Origin of the sequence: Noviherbaspirillum sp., assembly GCF_035944575.1 — a bacterium.
In the GTDB taxonomy this organism is placed as follows: Bacteria; Pseudomonadota; Gammaproteobacteria; order Burkholderiales; family Burkholderiaceae_D; genus Noviherbaspirillum.
The window spans coordinates 1-14,951 of sequence record NZ_DASZBA010000263.1 but is presented as its reverse complement, the minus strand read 5'-3'; the positions used below and the strand labels follow the sequence as shown (position 1 = coordinate 14,951).

Below are 14,951 nucleotides of genomic sequence, written 5' to 3'. Positions count from 1 at the left end.
TACAGGTCATACATGCGGTTGAGCGTACGCAGCAAGGTTGATTTGCCGCATCCCGACGGGCCGATGAAGGCCGTCACTTTTTTCTCATTGATGTTCAGATTAATGTTTTTCAGCCCCTGAAAACTGCCGTAGAAAAAATTCAGGCCGGATATCTCGAGGGTCGCTTTTTCAACCTGCGGGGAAGCAATAGTATTCATGGTTTAGCTCGGAATTTTTTGACTAAACAGAGTGCGCGAGAGGATATTCAAACCGAGCACGCTGAAGGTAATCAGCAGCGCTCCGCCCCAGGCGAGCGAACGCCAGTTGTCGTACGGGCTCATCGCGAATTGGTAGATCACGACCGGCAAGTTGGCGAGCGGCTTGTTCATGTCGGCGCTGAAGAATTGATTGTTGAGCGCGGTGAACAGCAGCGGCGCAGTTTCACCGGAAATGCGCGCCACGGCGAGCAGCACGCCTGTCACGACGCCGGCTTTCACCGCGCGCAGCCTGACCATCATTGCCACTTTCCAGCGCGGCGCGCCGAGTGAAAAGGCGGCTTCCCGCAGACTGCTCGGCACCAGTTTCAACATGTTGTCGGTGGTACGCACGACGACCGGTATCGCAATCAGCGAGATGGCGAAGGTACCGGCCCAGCCGGAGAAATGCTTAACGTTGGCAACATAAATCGCGTACACGAACAAGCCGATGACGATCGATGGCGCCGACAGCATGATGTCGGTGATGAAACGGGTGAACTGCGCCAGCCAGCTTTCCTCGCCATACTCGGCGAGATAGATTCCGGCAAGAATGCCGATCGGCGTGCTGACCAGGGTCGCGGCGCCAACCATCATCAGGCTGCCGACAATCGCATTCATCAGGCCGCCTCCCTCATTGCCCGGAGCCGGCGTGGTTTCGGTGAACATGCTGAGACTCAGCGCACCGAAACCCTTCGACAGCAGCGTGAAGAGGATCCACATCAGGAAAAACAGGCCGACCGCCATTGCGAAGAACGACAATGCGATGCCGACGCGGTGCTTCCAGAGGCGCTTGCGATACACGGGATTCATTACGGAGTTCATTATTTCGTCCCCTCGTTGCGGGACAAGCCCATCAACATGAGTTTTGCTGCCGACAATACCAAAAAGGTGATCAGGAAAAGAATCAGGCCAAGCGCGAACAGCGAAGATACATGCAGCGTCGATTCGGCTTCGGCGAATTCATTCGCCAATGTCGATGCAATACTGTTCCCCGGGGCGAAAAGCGACCACGACAGTTTGTGCGCATTGCCGATGACGAAGGTGACCGCCATGGTCTCACCAAAAGCACGTCCGAGACCCAGCATCACGCCGCCGACCACGCCATTGCGGGTATAAGGCAGGACAATCTTGCGCACCACTTCCCATTTCGTGCAGCCCAGCCCATAAGCCGATTCCTTCAGGACAGGCGGTACGATCTCGAAAACATCACGCATCACTGAAGCGATGAAGGGAATGATCATGACTGCAAGAATAATGCCGGCCGTCATGATGCCGATGCCCATCATCGGACCTTTGAACAGGTAGCCGACAAACGGCAACTGGCCAATCGTCTTGTTAAGAAGTGGTTGAATGTAGTCACCGAAGAGCGGCGCGAAGATAAACAATCCCCACATGCCGTAGATGATGCTCGGAACGCCGGCGAGCAGTTCCACTGCGGTACCGAGCGGACGCTTCAACCTGGCGGGGCAAATCTCGGTAAGGAAAAGCGCAATCCCGAAGCTGATCGGAAACGCGATAATCAATGCGATCAGGGAACTGGCCAGGGTGCCGACGATGGCGATCAATGCACCATACTGGTCATTCACCGGGTCCCATTCGATGGTGGAGATGAATGCGGGACCGAATTCCCTGAAGGCCGGCCATGCGCCGAGAATCAGCGAGATGATGATGCCTACCAGCACCAGCAGAACGCTGAGTGCGAAAGCAAGCGTAATTTTGTGAAAAAGGAAATCCTGGACCCGCTGCTTGCGCATGGTGGAAACCAATGCCTTGTGAGCCACCTCCGCCTCACGGACCTTGGCGTCCGAGTCAATGATGGGCGGGGAAATGGAAGAAATATTTGCACTCATAATTCAGGTTCCCAATAAAAACGCGCGGGCCGCGCTTCACGATAAGGCAGCGGCCCACGCCTTCAGACACAATCAGGCTCTACAGGCGATTACCAGACCGCCTTGCCGGATTCGTCCTTCAATTGCGCCTTCCATGCGTCCTGCACCAGCTTGATAACAGGTGCCGGCATTGCGACGTAATCCAACTCGGCCGCCATATTACCGCCGTTTTTGTAAGACCACTCGAAGAACTTCAGGACTTCCTTAGCTTTTGCAGAGTCGGCTTGCGTCTTGTGCATCAGGATGAAGGATGCGCCCGTCATCGGCCAGCTTGTCTTGCCTGGCTGATCGGTCAGCAGCACGCCCATGCCCGGCGTCTTCGCCCAGTCGGCGAAGGCCGCAGCCGCCTTGAACGAATCGTCATCCGGCTGAACAAACTGACCTTCGCGGTTCTGCATCTGCGTATGGCTCATCTTGTTACGTTTCGCATAGGCGTACTCGACGTAACCGATCGAATTCTTGATACGCTGCACGTTCGCGGCAACACCTTCGTTGCCCTTGCCGCCCACGCCGGTCGGCCATTTGACTGCAGTACCGACACCGATGGTCGATTTGAATTCCGGGTTCACCTTCGACAGGTAGTCCGCGAAAATGAACGTGGTGCCGGAACCATCCGAACGATGCACAACGGTGATCTCTTCGCCGGGCAGCTTGACGCCTTGGTTGAGTGCCGCGATTTCCGGCGCATTCCATTTCGTGATCTTGCCGAGGAAGATATCGCCAAGAACCTTGCCGTTCAGCTTCATTTGGCCGGGAGCAACCCCTTCGACGTTCACGATGGGCACGACGCCGCCCATGATGGCAGGGAATTGAATCAGGCCGCTGGACTCAAGTTCCTCTGGCTTCAAAGGCATGTCAGAGGCGCCGAAGTCGACCGTTTTCGCCTTGATCTGCTTGATGCCGCCACCGGAGCCGATGGACTGATAGTTCAGGCCGTTCCCGGTCGCTTTCTTGTACTCTTCCGCCCATTTTGCATAGATCGGATACGGGAAAGTCGCTCCGGCACCGGTGATATCGGCCGCGACAGCGGATGTGAATGTGAATGCGGCGCCCAATGCCAGGGCTGCCGATCCAAGAAATTTATTCAGTCGCATAATTGCTCCTAGGGTTTGTCAAATTGAGACAGCCCGAACTCTAACCAACATTTGTGACATGTATATGACAGGGGCGTAATTACGTGTCATAAATTGCCTGAGATATAAAATTCATGTCATCAAGTTGTCATATCGCCCCCCTACACTCCGGCTAGCTTGATCATCGGAAGCCGCTACGAATATGGATAAGAAGACGAAGTTACAGAAAAGCGCAGTCGACGATTTATTACAGGGACAGATTTACCTGAATCGGGAATTGTCCCAACTGGCGTTCAACCGCCGCGTTCTTGCCCAGGCGGAAGACCGGGATATTCCCTTATTGGAACGGCTTCGATACCTGTGCATCGTCAGCAGCAACCTGGACGAGTTTTTTGAAGTAAGAATCGCCAGCCTGCTCGCCCAGAACCGGATCGACGGCGACAAGTCGTTGCCGCCCGCCCTGACGGCGGCGCTGGAGCGGACCAGCGTGGAGTGTCACCAGATTGTTGAAAGGCAATATGCGGTTCTGAACGAGCATATCCTTCCGGAGCTTTCGTCAAAGGGGGTCCACCTTTTGCGCCACCAGGATCGCAACGAGGAACAGCGCGCCTGGGTCAAGGATTACTTCGATCGCGAAGTAAGGCCGCTGCTGACCCCGATCGGTCTCGACCCGGCGCACCCCTTCCCGCAGGTCGTCAACAAGAGCCTGAATTTCATCGTCGAGCTTTCCGGCAAAGATGCGTTCGGCCGCGGCACCGCCATTGCCATCATGAAAGCGCCGAGAGTCCTGCCGCGTGTCATCCGGCTGCCGGACGAATTGTCCAAAAAAGGGATTTCGTTCTGCCTGCTGTCCTCGATCATCCATGCGCACATCACCGATCTGTTTACCGGACGGGAAGTCATCGCCTACTCCCAGTTCCGCGTGACACGAAACAGCGATTTATGGGTAGATGAAGAAGAAGTGAAGAATTTGCGGCAAGCATTGCAAACTGAATTGCATAGCAGGCAGTTCGGCTTCGCGGTCCGGCTGGAGGTTGCCAGAAATTGTCCGCCGCATCTGGCCGCATTGCTGCTGGAACAGTTCTCCATCGATAAAAGCCGGCTCTTTGCCGTGGATGGGCCGGTCAACATGGTGCGCCTGCAGGAACTGATCGGCAGCGTCGGGCAGCCGGCGCTCCACTTTCCGGCTTTTTATCCTGGAATGCCACCGCTTCTCGCCGATACCAGCATGTTCGACCTGCTCAAAAAGCGCGACCTGCTGTTGCATCATCCCTTCCAATCCTTCCAGCCCGTCGTGGAATTCATCCGCAGCGCGGCCAGCGATCCCAGCGTGCTCGCGATCAAGCAAACCATCTATCGGACCGGCATGAATTCCGACCTGATGGAGTCGTTGATCGCTGCGGCACGGCGCGGCAAGGAAGTCACGGTGATCGTGGAACTGATGGCCCGCTTCGATGAAGAAGCGAATATCAATTGGGCGGAGCGCCTGGAACGGGTCGGCGCGCAGGTGGTGTACGGCGTCGTCGGCCTGAAGACCCATGCCAAGATGGCGCTGGTGCTGCGCCGTGAGAACAAGGAACTGCGTTACTACGCGCACCTGGGGACCGGCAATTATCATCCTACGACGACAAAGCACTACACCGATTTCGGGCTACTGACCGCGCATCCGAAATTGACTGCGGAGGTGAATGAGATATTCATCCACCTGACCAGTCTCACCAAGCCCAAGAAACTGCAGTACCTCTGGCTGGCGCCGTTTGCACTGCAGAAGGAAATCGTGCGCGCCATACGCAATGAAGCCGCGATTGCCAAATCCGGAAAGCCGGCGCGGATCATCGCGAAGATGAACGCGCTGCTCGACGAATCCGTCATCCGTGCGTTGTACGCGGCATCGGCGGACGGCGTCAAGATTGACCTGATCGTGCGTGGCGCCTGTGCATTGCGTCCCGGCGTGCCGGGACTTTCGGAGAACATCCGGGTTCGCTCGATCATTGGCCGCTTCCTGGAGCATAGCCGTATCTACTACTTCCGCAATAACCTTGCGCACGACGTGTATCTGGCGAGCGCGGACTGGATGAACCGCAACCTGTTCCGGAGGGTGGAAGTGGCGTTCCCGATTCTCGACACCACCTTGAAGAAGCAAGTCATTTCAGAGGGACTCCATCCCTATCTGAAGGACAATACCAGCGCCTGGGAACTCGGCTCCGACGGCGTGTATCACAGACGTAAGCCACGCGGCAAGCAAGTCCCCTTCAATGCCCAGCAATATCTGGCACAGACACTGGGGTCAACGGATGCACAAGAAGAAGATTGAGCGAGGAAGGAATATCAATGGACCTGATCTTATGGCGACATGCCGAAGCGGAACCCGGCTTTCCTGACGAGGCACGTGCGCTTACGTCGAAAGGACATAAGCAGGCATCAAAAACCGCCGGATGGCTGGACCGGCACCTGCCGAGCAACTGCCGGATCCTGGCCAGTCCCGCGGTGCGGACCGTGCAGACCGCCGAAGCGCTCGGACGCAAGTTCAAGACGCATCCCGCGTTGGCGCATGACGCCACAGCACAGGGCATTCTGCAAGCCGCCAACTGGCCGGATGCGCGCGAGACAGTGCTTGTGGTGGGACACCAGCCTACGCTCGGGCATTTGATTTCGCTGCTGATCATGGGTAAGGAGCAGGAGTGGATGCTGCGTAAAGGAAGTGTTTGCTGGATTGCGCAGAAGGTGACGGAGTCAGGAACGGTGAATTATTTGAAGGCGGTGATTGGGGCGGATTTGGCGGGGAAGTAAGGTTGGTTGTACGGTTTTCCGGTGATGCGACGTACCCGTCGCTCCGAAGAGACGAGCCGGGACTGGCTCATCCCTTCGAGAAACCAAACGTGGTCCATCACCAGCGAGCCGCGCTCAAGCAACTCCTCACAACATCCCCGACACCACGTGCAACAACAACCCAACCACTCCCCCGACCAACGTCCCATTAATCCGTATATATTGCAAATCCTTCCCCACATGCAGCTCCAGCTTGCGCGATATCGTCTCCGCATCCCATTTCCGGATCACCCGCGCCACCAGGTCTGCAATCATCTCTCTCCGCTTCACGATCGCATCAACAGCAAATTCCCGAATCCATCGATTCAGCTTCACCTGCACCGTATCATCTCGCAGCAACTCGGTGCCGAACGCCAGCAAGGCCTGCTCAAGCTTGACCGCCATTTGTGAATCCTCCGCCAACGCATCGGCTTCCAGCCGGGCCTTGAGGTCATGCCAGACCTGGACCGAATAATTGCGGAACAGCGGATGCCCAGCAATATCCATGACGACGGCATCGATCTTCTCGCCGTACTCCGGCGAGGTCTTGAGCTGTTCGATGAGTTCATCGGTGGATTTCTGGAAGCGCGCGCGCCATTCGCTGTCCTCTTCCTTCATTTCCGCCAGCGTACTTTCCAGTGCGTCGAGCAGGCGCTCGTACAGCTTTTGATCGATCGCCTTCGGCATCCAGCGCGGACTGCTTTCATGGATCTTCCAGCGAATATAGGGCTTGTTGTTTTCCAATGCACGGGCCGCCATGCCGAGCAGGTGATCAAACAATTTTTGATGATGCCGGTTGGCGGCCAGCATGGAGATGATTTCGGCCAGAATCGGCGCGAAGCGGGTGTTCTGCAGTGCGGAGGTGATGCGGTTTTGCATGAAATGGCGCACATCGTCATCCTCCACCACCTTCAGCAGAGCGGGGATGCTGCGCACGATCTGACGTGACACCGCCCTGCTGTTTTCGGGACGGGACAACCATGAAGCCACCATCCCCGAGAAGTCCAGCCGGTCGAGTTCCTCCCGGATGATTTCCGGCGTCATGAAATTATGTTCGAGGAAATCGGACAGGCTTTCGCCGATCCGGTCCTTGTTGCGCGGGATGATGGCGGTATGGGGAATCGGCAGGCCGAGCGGGGAACGGAAGAGCGCGGTGACGGCGAACCAGTCCGCGAGCGCCCCCACCATCGCGGCTTCCGCAAATGCGCTGACATAGGCCAGAAATGCATACTGCGGTTCATATATCCGGCAGATGACGAAAATGACCGCCATCAGCACCAGCAGGCCGGTCGCGAGCCGGCGTATTTTGATGAATTGCGCTGCTTGACGTTCTTCCAGCATCGACCGGTCTTATCCAGATGAAATAACCAGTTCGAGCATACACCGGGATGGTTGGTTCACCCTTGACAACAATCGGCGGAACTACTGGATTTTCCGAGCGGATAACCACAGGAGCATCAGCATTACCGCCGAGAAAATCCAGTAGTCCACCGGCGCAACCCACAGCCAATGCTTATGCCAGGGTATGGCCTCGGCATGAAACCGTGCAAGCCCGTATGCCGGATTGAGCATGAACCAGAGAAAGTCCTCCACGATCCAGAACAGCATGATGCAGGCCAGCACCAGGCATTCGGCCCGCCAGGACCAATGCCCGATGAAGAACAAAGGTAGATGAAAAAAGAGTGCGATGAACGGAAAGAGCCATGCGTGGTAACCGGTCATCGGCCGCCCGCCCCAAAAGATGTCGAGCAGCCAATGCTGTTCGATGCGCCATGTCGGCAGGTTCGCCGCCCAACCCGCGCCGCCCTCGATCTGGATTTCCGCATGAGCGAAGAAGTACGCAAGCATGACGACCCATGCCAGGATCAATCCGAGCCGGCGCCCGTGAATTTCAAACCGCATCGTATTGTCCGGCATCGGCGGCCATGACGGTTTCCAGCACATCCCGCGCCGCATCCGGGCGGCCGAGCGCCCTCGCCCGGCGCCGCATGTCAGCCAGTTTTTCGGGATGGCGCAACAGGTAACGAACCCGGTATTCCAGCGTGATCGGGTCGCAGGCCTTCAACGCCACGCCCTGCTCCAGCAGAAAATCCGCATTGCGCTCCTCCTGCCCCCGAATCGGATCATTGACGATCATCGGCAATCCGAGCGAAAGACATTCCGCACTGGTCAACCCGCCGGGTTTGGTGATGACCAGATCGGCGCATGCAAGCACGCGTTCGATACGGTCGGTATATCCGTACGGCAGCAGGCGGCCGGGATATCGTGTCGCCAACCTGCGCAACTTGCTTAATGCGCTCATGTTCCTGCCGGCCATGACGACCAGCTGGAAGTCTTCTTCGATGTCCAGGAGCCGCGCGGCGACCGCATCCAGACTACCGAGACCGGCACCTCCTCCCATGAGCACCAGGGTCGTGCGCTGCGGATCGAGTTCCAGTTCGCTCGCACAACAGCCGCGGTCATGCACCGCGCCGAATGCAGGCATGACCGGGATACCGGTCACATGGATGGCGTGCGGCGGTATGCCCCGCGCGCGCATGCGAAACGCCACTTCCTCGCTGGCAGCGAAGTAGCCGGCGATATGCGGCTGCACCCACATTCGGTGCAGATCGAAATCGGTCACCTGCACCCATACCGGACATGCATGCCGGTACGAGCCGGCCAAACGGGATAGCAGCTCGGCCGGGAGGAAATGCGTGCAGATGATGACGTCAGGCGCCAGCCCGGCGATCTCACGCAGCAGTGCACGGGTATTGAGCCGTTCGACGGCGCGCCGCAAGGTTTGCAGCATGCTGTCGGGCCGCGCATTATTGGTTGATTGATAAAGGCAGCCCCACAAGGCAGGAAGCCGATTCACCAGGGTGAGGTAAAAGCCGGTGTACAGCCTGCGAAACCCCGCAGGCACATATTGCATGACATCCAGATGCGTGACGTCCGCAGCGGGAAACCGGACGGCATGGGCCTTGATGGCTTCGGCCGCCCGCAGGTGGCCGAGGCCGGCGGATACGCTGAGGACCAGTATTCGTTTGCGGGAAACGGTTGAGTAGCCGGGATGCTGAATGGCAGGCGAGCGGGCCGCCGCGTGCAACGGCCTGACGAAGCGGCGAAGTTGGCCATGCAGACTATGCAATCTGCCGTCCCGCTTTCCATACGCCCATTACAACCGGAATGCCCGCCGCAATCCGGACGCGGATGAAATCGGCGCGCAGTTCGGGCGCGATCTCGCCCCGGTCGATCAGCCCGACCATGAGTGCCGGGTTGCGCGATACGGTGGCAATCGCATTCGGCAGGCTGAATCCTTCCTTGCGCAGCAGGAATGCGGCATGCAGCAGGCTTGCCGGTACGTAGTCGGAGGACAGCACGTCGAGCAGATCAGCTCGCGCCAGTTCCGCCGCCGACACGTTGCCGGAATGCGAGCCGCCACGCACCAGGTTCGGCGCACCCATGATGATGCCGAGCCCCCGCTCCCGTGCGGCGCGGGCGGCGGCCATGGTGGTCGGAAATTCGGAAATCGTGACGCCGTCGCCGACGCCCTCCTCCACGTGCGCCACCGTGGTGTCGTCATGCGTTGCGAGCGGCACCGGCACAGTACGCTGCATGCAGCGCGCCACCACGCCGGAGCGATTGGCGTCGGCATAGCGCTGCTGGCGATCCAGGAGGTTCACCAGCATCGAATCGACCTTCTCCTCGCTCCAGCCGCGCTTGCCCGTCACGTAGGTGCGGTAATGCGTCAGGTCGGTCCACTGGCGCTGTCCGGGGGTGTGGTCCATCAGGGATACCAGCTTCAGCCGTTCGTCGTGCAGGAACGGATCGAACATATCCAGCAGATTTTCTTCGGCCAGCTCCAGCCGTACATGCAGAAAATGATCCGCACGCAGGATGCCGGCCTTCGAGGCGTCTCGGAGTCCCTCGCTGCAGGCGGTCAGGGTGCGGACGCGGATGCTGTCGGCATCGATATCGCCGACCGACAATGCATCGAGGACGGTGGTGATGCCGGAAGCGGCGATCTGGGCGTCGTGGGCAATGATCGCCGGTAATACCGGCCAGTTCACCTTGGGCCTGGGCATCAAGTGTTTTTCCAGATTGTCGGTATGCACCTCCACCATGCCCGGCAACAAGTAGTCCCCATTCCAGTCGTCCGCGCCAGCAACGGTGCTTTGGCCGCCGGCCACTTCGGCGATCACGCCATTCCTGACGAACAGGGAACCGACGAATTCTTCATCGGCGGTGACGATACGAGCGTTGGCAATAACGGTCATGGCGTTCCTACCAGTGAGACGGGTTGAACCGGAGTAATCGAAAACAGGCGTGTGGCCAACGAGCGCCGTACGTACTCGTCGTGAAAAATGCCGACGATGGCAGCACCGCGTTCTCGGGCGGCATTGATCAGGCCGATGACGGTGTCGCGGTTGGCTTCGTCAAGTGAGGCGGTCGGCTCGTCCAGCAGCAGCACCGGATAGTCGGAAATCATCGTGCGGGCGATATTCACCCGTTGCTGTTCGCCACCGGAGAATGTAGCGGGCGGCACATGCCACAGGCGCGGCGGAACGCGCAGCCGCGACAGCCAGGATCTGGCTTCTTCCAGCGCGTCCCTGGCGTCCATGCCTTTCGCAATCAAGGGCTCCGCGACGAGATCAAGCGTCGGTACGCGTGGGATCACGCGCAGGAATTGGGTAACGAATCCGAGCGTCGAGCGACGCACCGCATGCACTTCATGTGGGCTGGCGGACGCGAGGTCGACCCAATGATCGCCATGGCGGATATTGATGCGGCCGCTGCTGGCGCGATAGTTGGCATACAGGCAGCGCAGCAGCGTGCTCTTGCCGGCACCGGAGGGCGCATGGATCACGACGCATTCGCCGGCATCGACCTGCATGTTCACACCTGACAGCACCGGCAGTTGCAGACTGCCCTGCAGATGCAGGATGAATTCCTTCGAGAGGTCGCTCACTTCGATGCGACTGTTCATGGTTGGCTCTTTCATAACACGGACGACACCAGCAGTTGCGTGTACGGATGCTGGGGATCATCCAGCACCTGGTCGGTCAGCCCTTCCTCCACGACCTGCCCTCTTCGCATCACCATCAAACGATGCGCGAGCAGGCGCGCCACGGCCAGATCGTGGGTAACAATCACCGCCGCGACCTGAAGCTGCGAGACCAGCTGGCGCAGCAGGTCGAGCAGGCGCGCCTGCACCGACACATCAAGGCTTGCGGTCGGCTCGTCCATGAATATCAGGCGCGGCTTGGTCACCAGGTTGCGGGCAATCTGCAAACGTTGCTGCATGCCGCCGGAGAAATCGCGCGGCAGGTCGTCGATGCGCGACGGGTCGATTTCGACCCTTGCCAGCCACTCGATTGCCTCGGCGCGGATGTTGCCGTAGTGCCGCGCGCCGACCGCCATCAGGCGCTCGCCGACGTTGGCTCCGGCCGAGACGTCGCTGCGCAGTCCGTCGCGTGCGCTCTGGTGAACGAATCCCCAGTCGGTGCGCGACAGCAGTTTGCGGCGGGCTTCGCTGATTGCGTAGATGTCGGCCTCGCCGTCATGCCTGGTTGAAAACAGTACCCTGCCGGCATCCGGGACGGACTGCCCGGCCAGGCATTTCAGCAGCGTCGTCTTGCCCGAACCGGACTCGCCGACAATGCCAAGCACCTCGCCCGGATAAAGCGTGAGATCGATCGCGTCGCAAGCGATGCGCGCTCCGAAACGCTTGAAGACGCCTTCGGCGCGCAGCAGCGCTTTACCCATCGTGTCGCTCATGCTGCCTCCGGTGTCGATGCCGCCTGCCGTCCACGGCAGTAGTCGGTGTCGCTGCATACATACATGCGCGCACCCTGATCATCCACAATGACTTCGTCAAGGAAGCTGTGGTCCGAACCGCACAGCGCACAGGTTTGCTCCCAGCGTTCGACCTCGAAGGGATGGTCGTCGAAATCCAGGCTCCTGACCGGGGTGTATGGCGGTACCGCGTAGATTCGTTTCTCGCGTCCGGCGCCAAACAGTTGCAATGCAGGGCTCATGTTCATTTTCGGATTATCGAATTTCGGGATAGGCGATGGCCGCATCAGGTAACGCCCGTTGACGACTACGGGATAGTCATATGACGTGGCGATCTTGCCCATCCGGGCGATGTCTTCGTACAACTTCACGCTCATCAATCCATAGTCGGCCATCGAATGCAACTTGCGGGTCTGCTCCTCGCTTGCCTCCAGCCAGCGCAGCGGCTCGGGGATCGGCACCTGGTAAACAATGGTCTGGCCGGCTTTCAGTGGTGTTTCAGGAATGCGATGCCGGGTCTGGATCAGGCTTGCTTCCGTCGTGCGCTCGGTAGTCGCCACGCCGGTCGTACGGCGAAAGAAACGGCGAATGTTTACTGCGTTGGTGGTGTCGTCGGATCCCTGGTCGATGACTTTCAGTACATCATCCCGACCGATCACGGCGGCGGTCACTTGAATGCCGCCCGTCCCCCAGCCATACGGCAAAGGCATTTCGCGCCCGCCAAACGGCACCTGGTAGCCGGGTATGGCAACTGCCTTCAGGATTGCACGCCGGATCATGCGCTTGGTCTGCTCGTCGAGATAGGCAAAGTTGTAGCCGCTATCCGGCGGCACGCTGGCGGTGACGGCTTGGTGCGTGAGGTGTGTCTGCATCATGCTGCTTTCGAAGCGCGTGGGGAAACGATCGTCTCGGGTTCCGGGGTACTGTCGGCGCCAGCCCCGGCGGCGGCCTGCTGCTCCGCGAACTGGCGACGCAGGGCACGAATCAATGTCAGCTCCGATTGGAAATCAACGTAGTGCGGCAGCTTGAGGTGCTGCACGAAGCCGGACGCTTCGACATTGTCGGAGTGATACAGGACGAACTCCGCCATCTGCGCCGGCGCAGTGATCTCCTCGTCCAGTTCCTGCGCCCGCAGCGCACGGTCGACCAGGCCCATGGCCATCGCCTTGCGCTCACCATGGCCGAAGCTCAAACCATAGCCGCGGGTAAAGCGGGCGGCTTCCTGATGGGAACCGGAGAACTGGTTCACCATCTGGCATTCGGTGAGCTCGATTTCGCCTATCTCGATCGGAAACCCGAGTTCTTCCGGCACCACCTCGACCGTCACCCTTCCATAGCGGATCTCGCCGGCAAAGGGATGGTTGCGTCCATAGCCGCGCTGGGTGGAGTAACCGAGCGCGAGGAGAAAGCCTTCGTCGCCGCGCGCCAGATTTTGCAGCCGCGCTTCGCGGCTGGCAGGGAAGGCAAGCGGTTCGCGGGTCAGGTCGGCAGGCGCCGGATCGCCGGGCGGCGGCGATTCGCTTTCGATCAGGCCTTCGGCATTCAGAAAATCGAGGACACGCGGCATCGGTTCCTCGTCCGCTTCCGCGGAAAGAGTTGCCGCCTGAGTGCCACCGTGCCGCGCACTTGCATCGGCCGCCAGCGAGAAGTCGAGCAGGCGCTGCGTGTAGTCGTATGTCGGCCCGAGGATCTGTCCTCCCGGCATATCCTTGAATGTCGCGGAAATGCGCCGCTCGATCATCATCCGGCCGGTATCGACAGGAAGGGTTGCCAGCAGGCGCGGCAGCGTGGTCCGGTAGGCGCGCAGCAGAAAGACCGCTTCGAGGAGATCCCCGGCCGATTGCTTGATTGCCAGTGCAGCAAGATCACGGTCGTACAGCGAGCCTTCGCTCATCACCCGCGCCACCGCCAGCGGCATTTGCTCACGGATCTGCGCTACGCTCAATTCCGGCAATGCGGTGTCGCCACGGCGCTTGCGCGCGAGGGCGGCATAGGATTGTTCAATAGCTTTTTCGCCGCCTTTGACCGCTACATACATGGCCGCTCCTTACGATTGAACACGGGTTGTGCGCGGCAGGCCGATGATTTCATCGCCGCAGCAGAAGATGACATCGACACCCAACGGGAACGCCGCATTGTTTTCGCGCCATTGCAGGTCGAAGTCGTCGGGCAAGCCGTCGACGGAAAGCGTTCGGGTGTTTTCGATGCCGGGACCGGACAGCGTGCGTGGAGGTCCGCCATCAAGACTGGGCAACTGGATGATCAGGGTGCATGAGCGGTCCGGGTACTCCATCGTTCCCTGCGTGAATCCGCTGAACATGAGCGGGGTCGGGACGGCAACGATCGCAAAGCTTGCCTGGGAACGGTCGCCGACCAGGGGCGAGCCGCAATGAAAACGCAGATAGGATGTGACCGCCGGCGTATTCGCCGACGCATCACGCCAGACAGGCGTTTCGAAATCCATCAAGGCAAGGCAGAGTGCGGTGGTGGCCGGATCGAGCGGTGCCGGCCCTTCAATCCGCACCGGCACGGTTTGCCGGAGGCCGGGTTCCGCCAGGGCATTCAGCACGCACCGGAAAGTCGCCTGCGATGCATGCACGCCATCGGTCCATGCCGCAAGCAACAGATCATCGGCCAGCGCACTCATGCATCTTCTCCTCTTACCATGGTCATGAAGTCGACCTTGGTTGCCTGGGCCCGGGCGGCAGCCTCGGACCGCCTTTCCGCAAGCAACGATTCGATCGGCTGCAGCACCGTCCGCCGCACCTGGTCCTGTGCATCGGATTGCATCAGCGCATCGAACACGGCCGCATATTCCGCATGCCGGACATCCCTGCCGGCAACATACGCAACACCCATCTGCCCGGAGTGCAACCGCAGTGCGCAACGCGTGACGGTCATTTCGCCCAGGTTGAATTGCGCGCCGGTGCCGCCGGTGCGGGCACGCACCATTGCCAGACCGATCTCCGGTTGACGCAGCCACTGGTATGTGGGCAACACGCCGTAAGCGGCAGCAATTTCGGCGAGCGTATCGCCCGGTGCTTTCGCGAGCAGCGAAATCCATTGCGCTCTTTCAGGCACGTGTTTGTTTGAGTGAGCTTGATTTTTCATGGCAGCGATTGGACCATAGGAAAATGAAATCCTGATGACATCCGCCGGTTCAACCC

Annotated in this window: 16 protein-coding genes; 2 read left to right on the top strand and 14 right to left on the bottom strand. The window is 59.4% G+C overall.

Annotated features, from left to right (window positions below; all coding sequences use genetic code 11):
* From VGU61_RS22060 to pstS, 4 genes are all read right to left on the bottom strand, one after another.
* A partial coding sequence (locus VGU61_RS22060) for an ATP-binding cassette domain-containing protein (protein ID WP_326861467.1) occupies nucleotides 1-197 on the bottom strand: 197 nt, incomplete at its 3' end.
* A 3-nt stretch (nucleotides 198-200) separates the two neighbouring features.
* Nucleotides 201-1,058, bottom strand: coding sequence for a phosphate ABC transporter permease PstA (pstA, locus tag VGU61_RS22055; protein ID WP_326861466.1), 858 nt, complete (start codon nucleotides 1,056-1,058; stop codon nucleotides 201-203).
* A complete protein-coding gene (gene pstC / locus VGU61_RS22050; protein ID WP_414691687.1) occupies nucleotides 1,058-1,990 on the bottom strand; it encodes a phosphate ABC transporter permease subunit PstC in 933 nt (310 codons plus the stop codon). The genes pstA and pstC overlap by 1 nt, the downstream gene beginning before the upstream one ends.
* A gap of 185 nt (nucleotides 1,991-2,175) precedes the next feature.
* Nucleotides 2,176-3,219, bottom strand: a complete 1,044-nt coding sequence (pstS, locus tag VGU61_RS22045) for a phosphate ABC transporter substrate-binding protein PstS (protein ID WP_326861464.1) — start codon at nucleotides 3,217-3,219, stop codon at nucleotides 2,176-2,178.
* Between the two features lie 181 nt (nucleotides 3,220-3,400).
* Between pstS and ppk1 the strand changes: the two genes are divergently transcribed.
* On the top strand, nucleotides 3,401-5,512 hold the full coding sequence (gene ppk1 / locus VGU61_RS22040) for a polyphosphate kinase 1 (RefSeq protein WP_326861463.1): 2,112 nt from the start codon (nucleotides 3,401-3,403) through the stop codon (nucleotides 5,510-5,512).
* Between the two features lie 17 nt (nucleotides 5,513-5,529).
* Nucleotides 5,530-5,988, top strand: coding sequence for a SixA phosphatase family protein (locus VGU61_RS22035; protein ID WP_326861462.1), 459 nt, complete (start codon nucleotides 5,530-5,532; stop codon nucleotides 5,986-5,988).
* Between the two features lie 126 nt (nucleotides 5,989-6,114).
* On the opposite strand, the gene VGU61_RS22030 is transcribed toward VGU61_RS22035, so the two are convergent.
* The 10 genes from VGU61_RS22030 to phnG form a co-directional block, all read right to left on the bottom strand.
* On the bottom strand, nucleotides 6,115-7,347 hold the full coding sequence (locus VGU61_RS22030; protein WP_326861461.1) for a DUF445 domain-containing protein: 1,233 nt from the start codon (nucleotides 7,345-7,347) through the stop codon (nucleotides 6,115-6,117).
* A gap of 81 nt (nucleotides 7,348-7,428) precedes the next feature.
* On the bottom strand, nucleotides 7,429-7,908 hold the full coding sequence (locus VGU61_RS22025) for a hypothetical protein (RefSeq protein WP_326861460.1): 480 nt from the start codon (nucleotides 7,906-7,908) through the stop codon (nucleotides 7,429-7,431).
* The gene (locus VGU61_RS22020) at nucleotides 7,898-9,067 is read right to left on the bottom strand and encodes an MGDG synthase family glycosyltransferase (protein WP_414691686.1); all 1,170 of its coding nucleotides are present in this window, start codon (nucleotides 9,065-9,067) and stop codon (nucleotides 7,898-7,900) included. Before VGU61_RS22020 ends, VGU61_RS22025 begins: the two co-directional genes overlap by 11 nt.
* A gap of 61 nt (nucleotides 9,068-9,128) precedes the next feature.
* Nucleotides 9,129-10,265 carry an alpha-D-ribose 1-methylphosphonate 5-triphosphate diphosphatase gene (locus tag VGU61_RS22015; protein ID WP_326861459.1) on the bottom strand — a complete coding sequence of 379 codons (1,137 nt, stop codon included), beginning with the start codon at nucleotides 10,263-10,265 and terminating at the stop codon, nucleotides 9,129-9,131.
* Nucleotides 10,262-10,975: a phosphonate C-P lyase system protein PhnL gene (gene phnL, locus VGU61_RS22010; protein WP_326861458.1), complete on the bottom strand. Its 714-nt coding sequence runs from the start codon at nucleotides 10,973-10,975 to the stop codon at nucleotides 10,262-10,264. The genes VGU61_RS22015 and phnL overlap by 4 nt, the downstream gene beginning before the upstream one ends.
* A gap of 11 nt (nucleotides 10,976-10,986) precedes the next feature.
* A complete protein-coding gene (gene phnK / locus VGU61_RS22005; protein ID WP_326861457.1) occupies nucleotides 10,987-11,766 on the bottom strand; it encodes a phosphonate C-P lyase system protein PhnK in 780 nt (259 codons plus the stop codon).
* Nucleotides 11,763-12,656, bottom strand: a complete 894-nt coding sequence (locus VGU61_RS22000; protein WP_326861468.1) for an alpha-D-ribose 1-methylphosphonate 5-phosphate C-P-lyase PhnJ — start codon at nucleotides 12,654-12,656, stop codon at nucleotides 11,763-11,765. Before VGU61_RS22000 ends, phnK begins: the two co-directional genes overlap by 4 nt.
* Nucleotides 12,656-13,822, bottom strand: coding sequence for a carbon-phosphorus lyase complex subunit PhnI (locus VGU61_RS21995; RefSeq protein ID WP_326861456.1), 1,167 nt, complete (start codon nucleotides 13,820-13,822; stop codon nucleotides 12,656-12,658). Before VGU61_RS21995 ends, VGU61_RS22000 begins: the two co-directional genes overlap by 1 nt.
* A 9-nt stretch (nucleotides 13,823-13,831) precedes the next feature.
* Nucleotides 13,832-14,431 (bottom strand): phosphonate C-P lyase system protein PhnH, encoded by a 600-nt coding sequence (gene phnH / locus VGU61_RS21990; protein WP_326861455.1) that lies wholly within the window; start codon nucleotides 14,429-14,431, stop codon nucleotides 13,832-13,834.
* The gene (gene phnG / locus VGU61_RS21985) at nucleotides 14,428-14,895 is read right to left on the bottom strand and encodes a phosphonate C-P lyase system protein PhnG (protein WP_414691685.1); all 468 of its coding nucleotides are present in this window, start codon (nucleotides 14,893-14,895) and stop codon (nucleotides 14,428-14,430) included. The genes phnH and phnG overlap by 4 nt, the downstream gene beginning before the upstream one ends.
* Between the last annotated feature and the right edge of the window lie 56 nt (nucleotides 14,896-14,951).

Coding starts and splice junctions, on each gene's coding strand:
- pstA (WP_326861466.1), bottom strand. CDS start 1,058: ATGAACTCCGTAATGAATCCCGTGTATCGCAAGCGCCTCTGGAAGCAC.
- pstC (WP_414691687.1), bottom strand. CDS start 1,990: ATGCGCAAGCAGCGGGTCCAGGATTTCCTTTTTCACAAAATTACGCTT.
- pstS (WP_326861464.1), bottom strand. CDS start 3,219: ATGCGACTGAATAAATTTCTTGGATCGGCAGCCCTGGCATTGGGCGCC.
- ppk1 (WP_326861463.1), top strand. CDS start 3,401: ATGGATAAGAAGACGAAGTTACAGAAAAGCGCAGTCGACGATTTATTA.
- VGU61_RS22035 (WP_326861462.1), top strand. CDS start 5,530: ATGGACCTGATCTTATGGCGACATGCCGAAGCGGAACCCGGCTTTCCT.
- VGU61_RS22030 (WP_326861461.1), bottom strand. CDS start 7,347: ATGCTGGAAGAACGTCAAGCAGCGCAATTCATCAAAATACGCCGGCTC.
- VGU61_RS22025 (WP_326861460.1), bottom strand. CDS start 7,908: ATGCGGTTTGAAATTCACGGGCGCCGGCTCGGATTGATCCTGGCATGG.
- VGU61_RS22015 (WP_326861459.1), bottom strand. CDS start 10,265: ATGACCGTTATTGCCAACGCTCGTATCGTCACCGCCGATGAAGAATTC.
- phnL (WP_326861458.1), bottom strand. CDS start 10,975: ATGAACAGTCGCATCGAAGTGAGCGACCTCTCGAAGGAATTCATCCTG.
- phnK (WP_326861457.1), bottom strand. CDS start 11,766: ATGAGCGACACGATGGGTAAAGCGCTGCTGCGCGCCGAAGGCGTCTTC.
- VGU61_RS22000 (WP_326861468.1), bottom strand. CDS start 12,656: ATGCAGACACACCTCACGCACCAAGCCGTCACCGCCAGCGTGCCGCCG.
- VGU61_RS21995 (WP_326861456.1), bottom strand. CDS start 13,822: ATGTATGTAGCGGTCAAAGGCGGCGAAAAAGCTATTGAACAATCCTAT.
- phnH (WP_326861455.1), bottom strand. CDS start 14,431: ATGAGTGCGCTGGCCGATGATCTGTTGCTTGCGGCATGGACCGATGGC.
- phnG (WP_414691685.1), bottom strand. CDS start 14,895: ATGAAAAATCAAGCTCACTCAAACAAACACGTGCCTGAAAGAGCGCAA.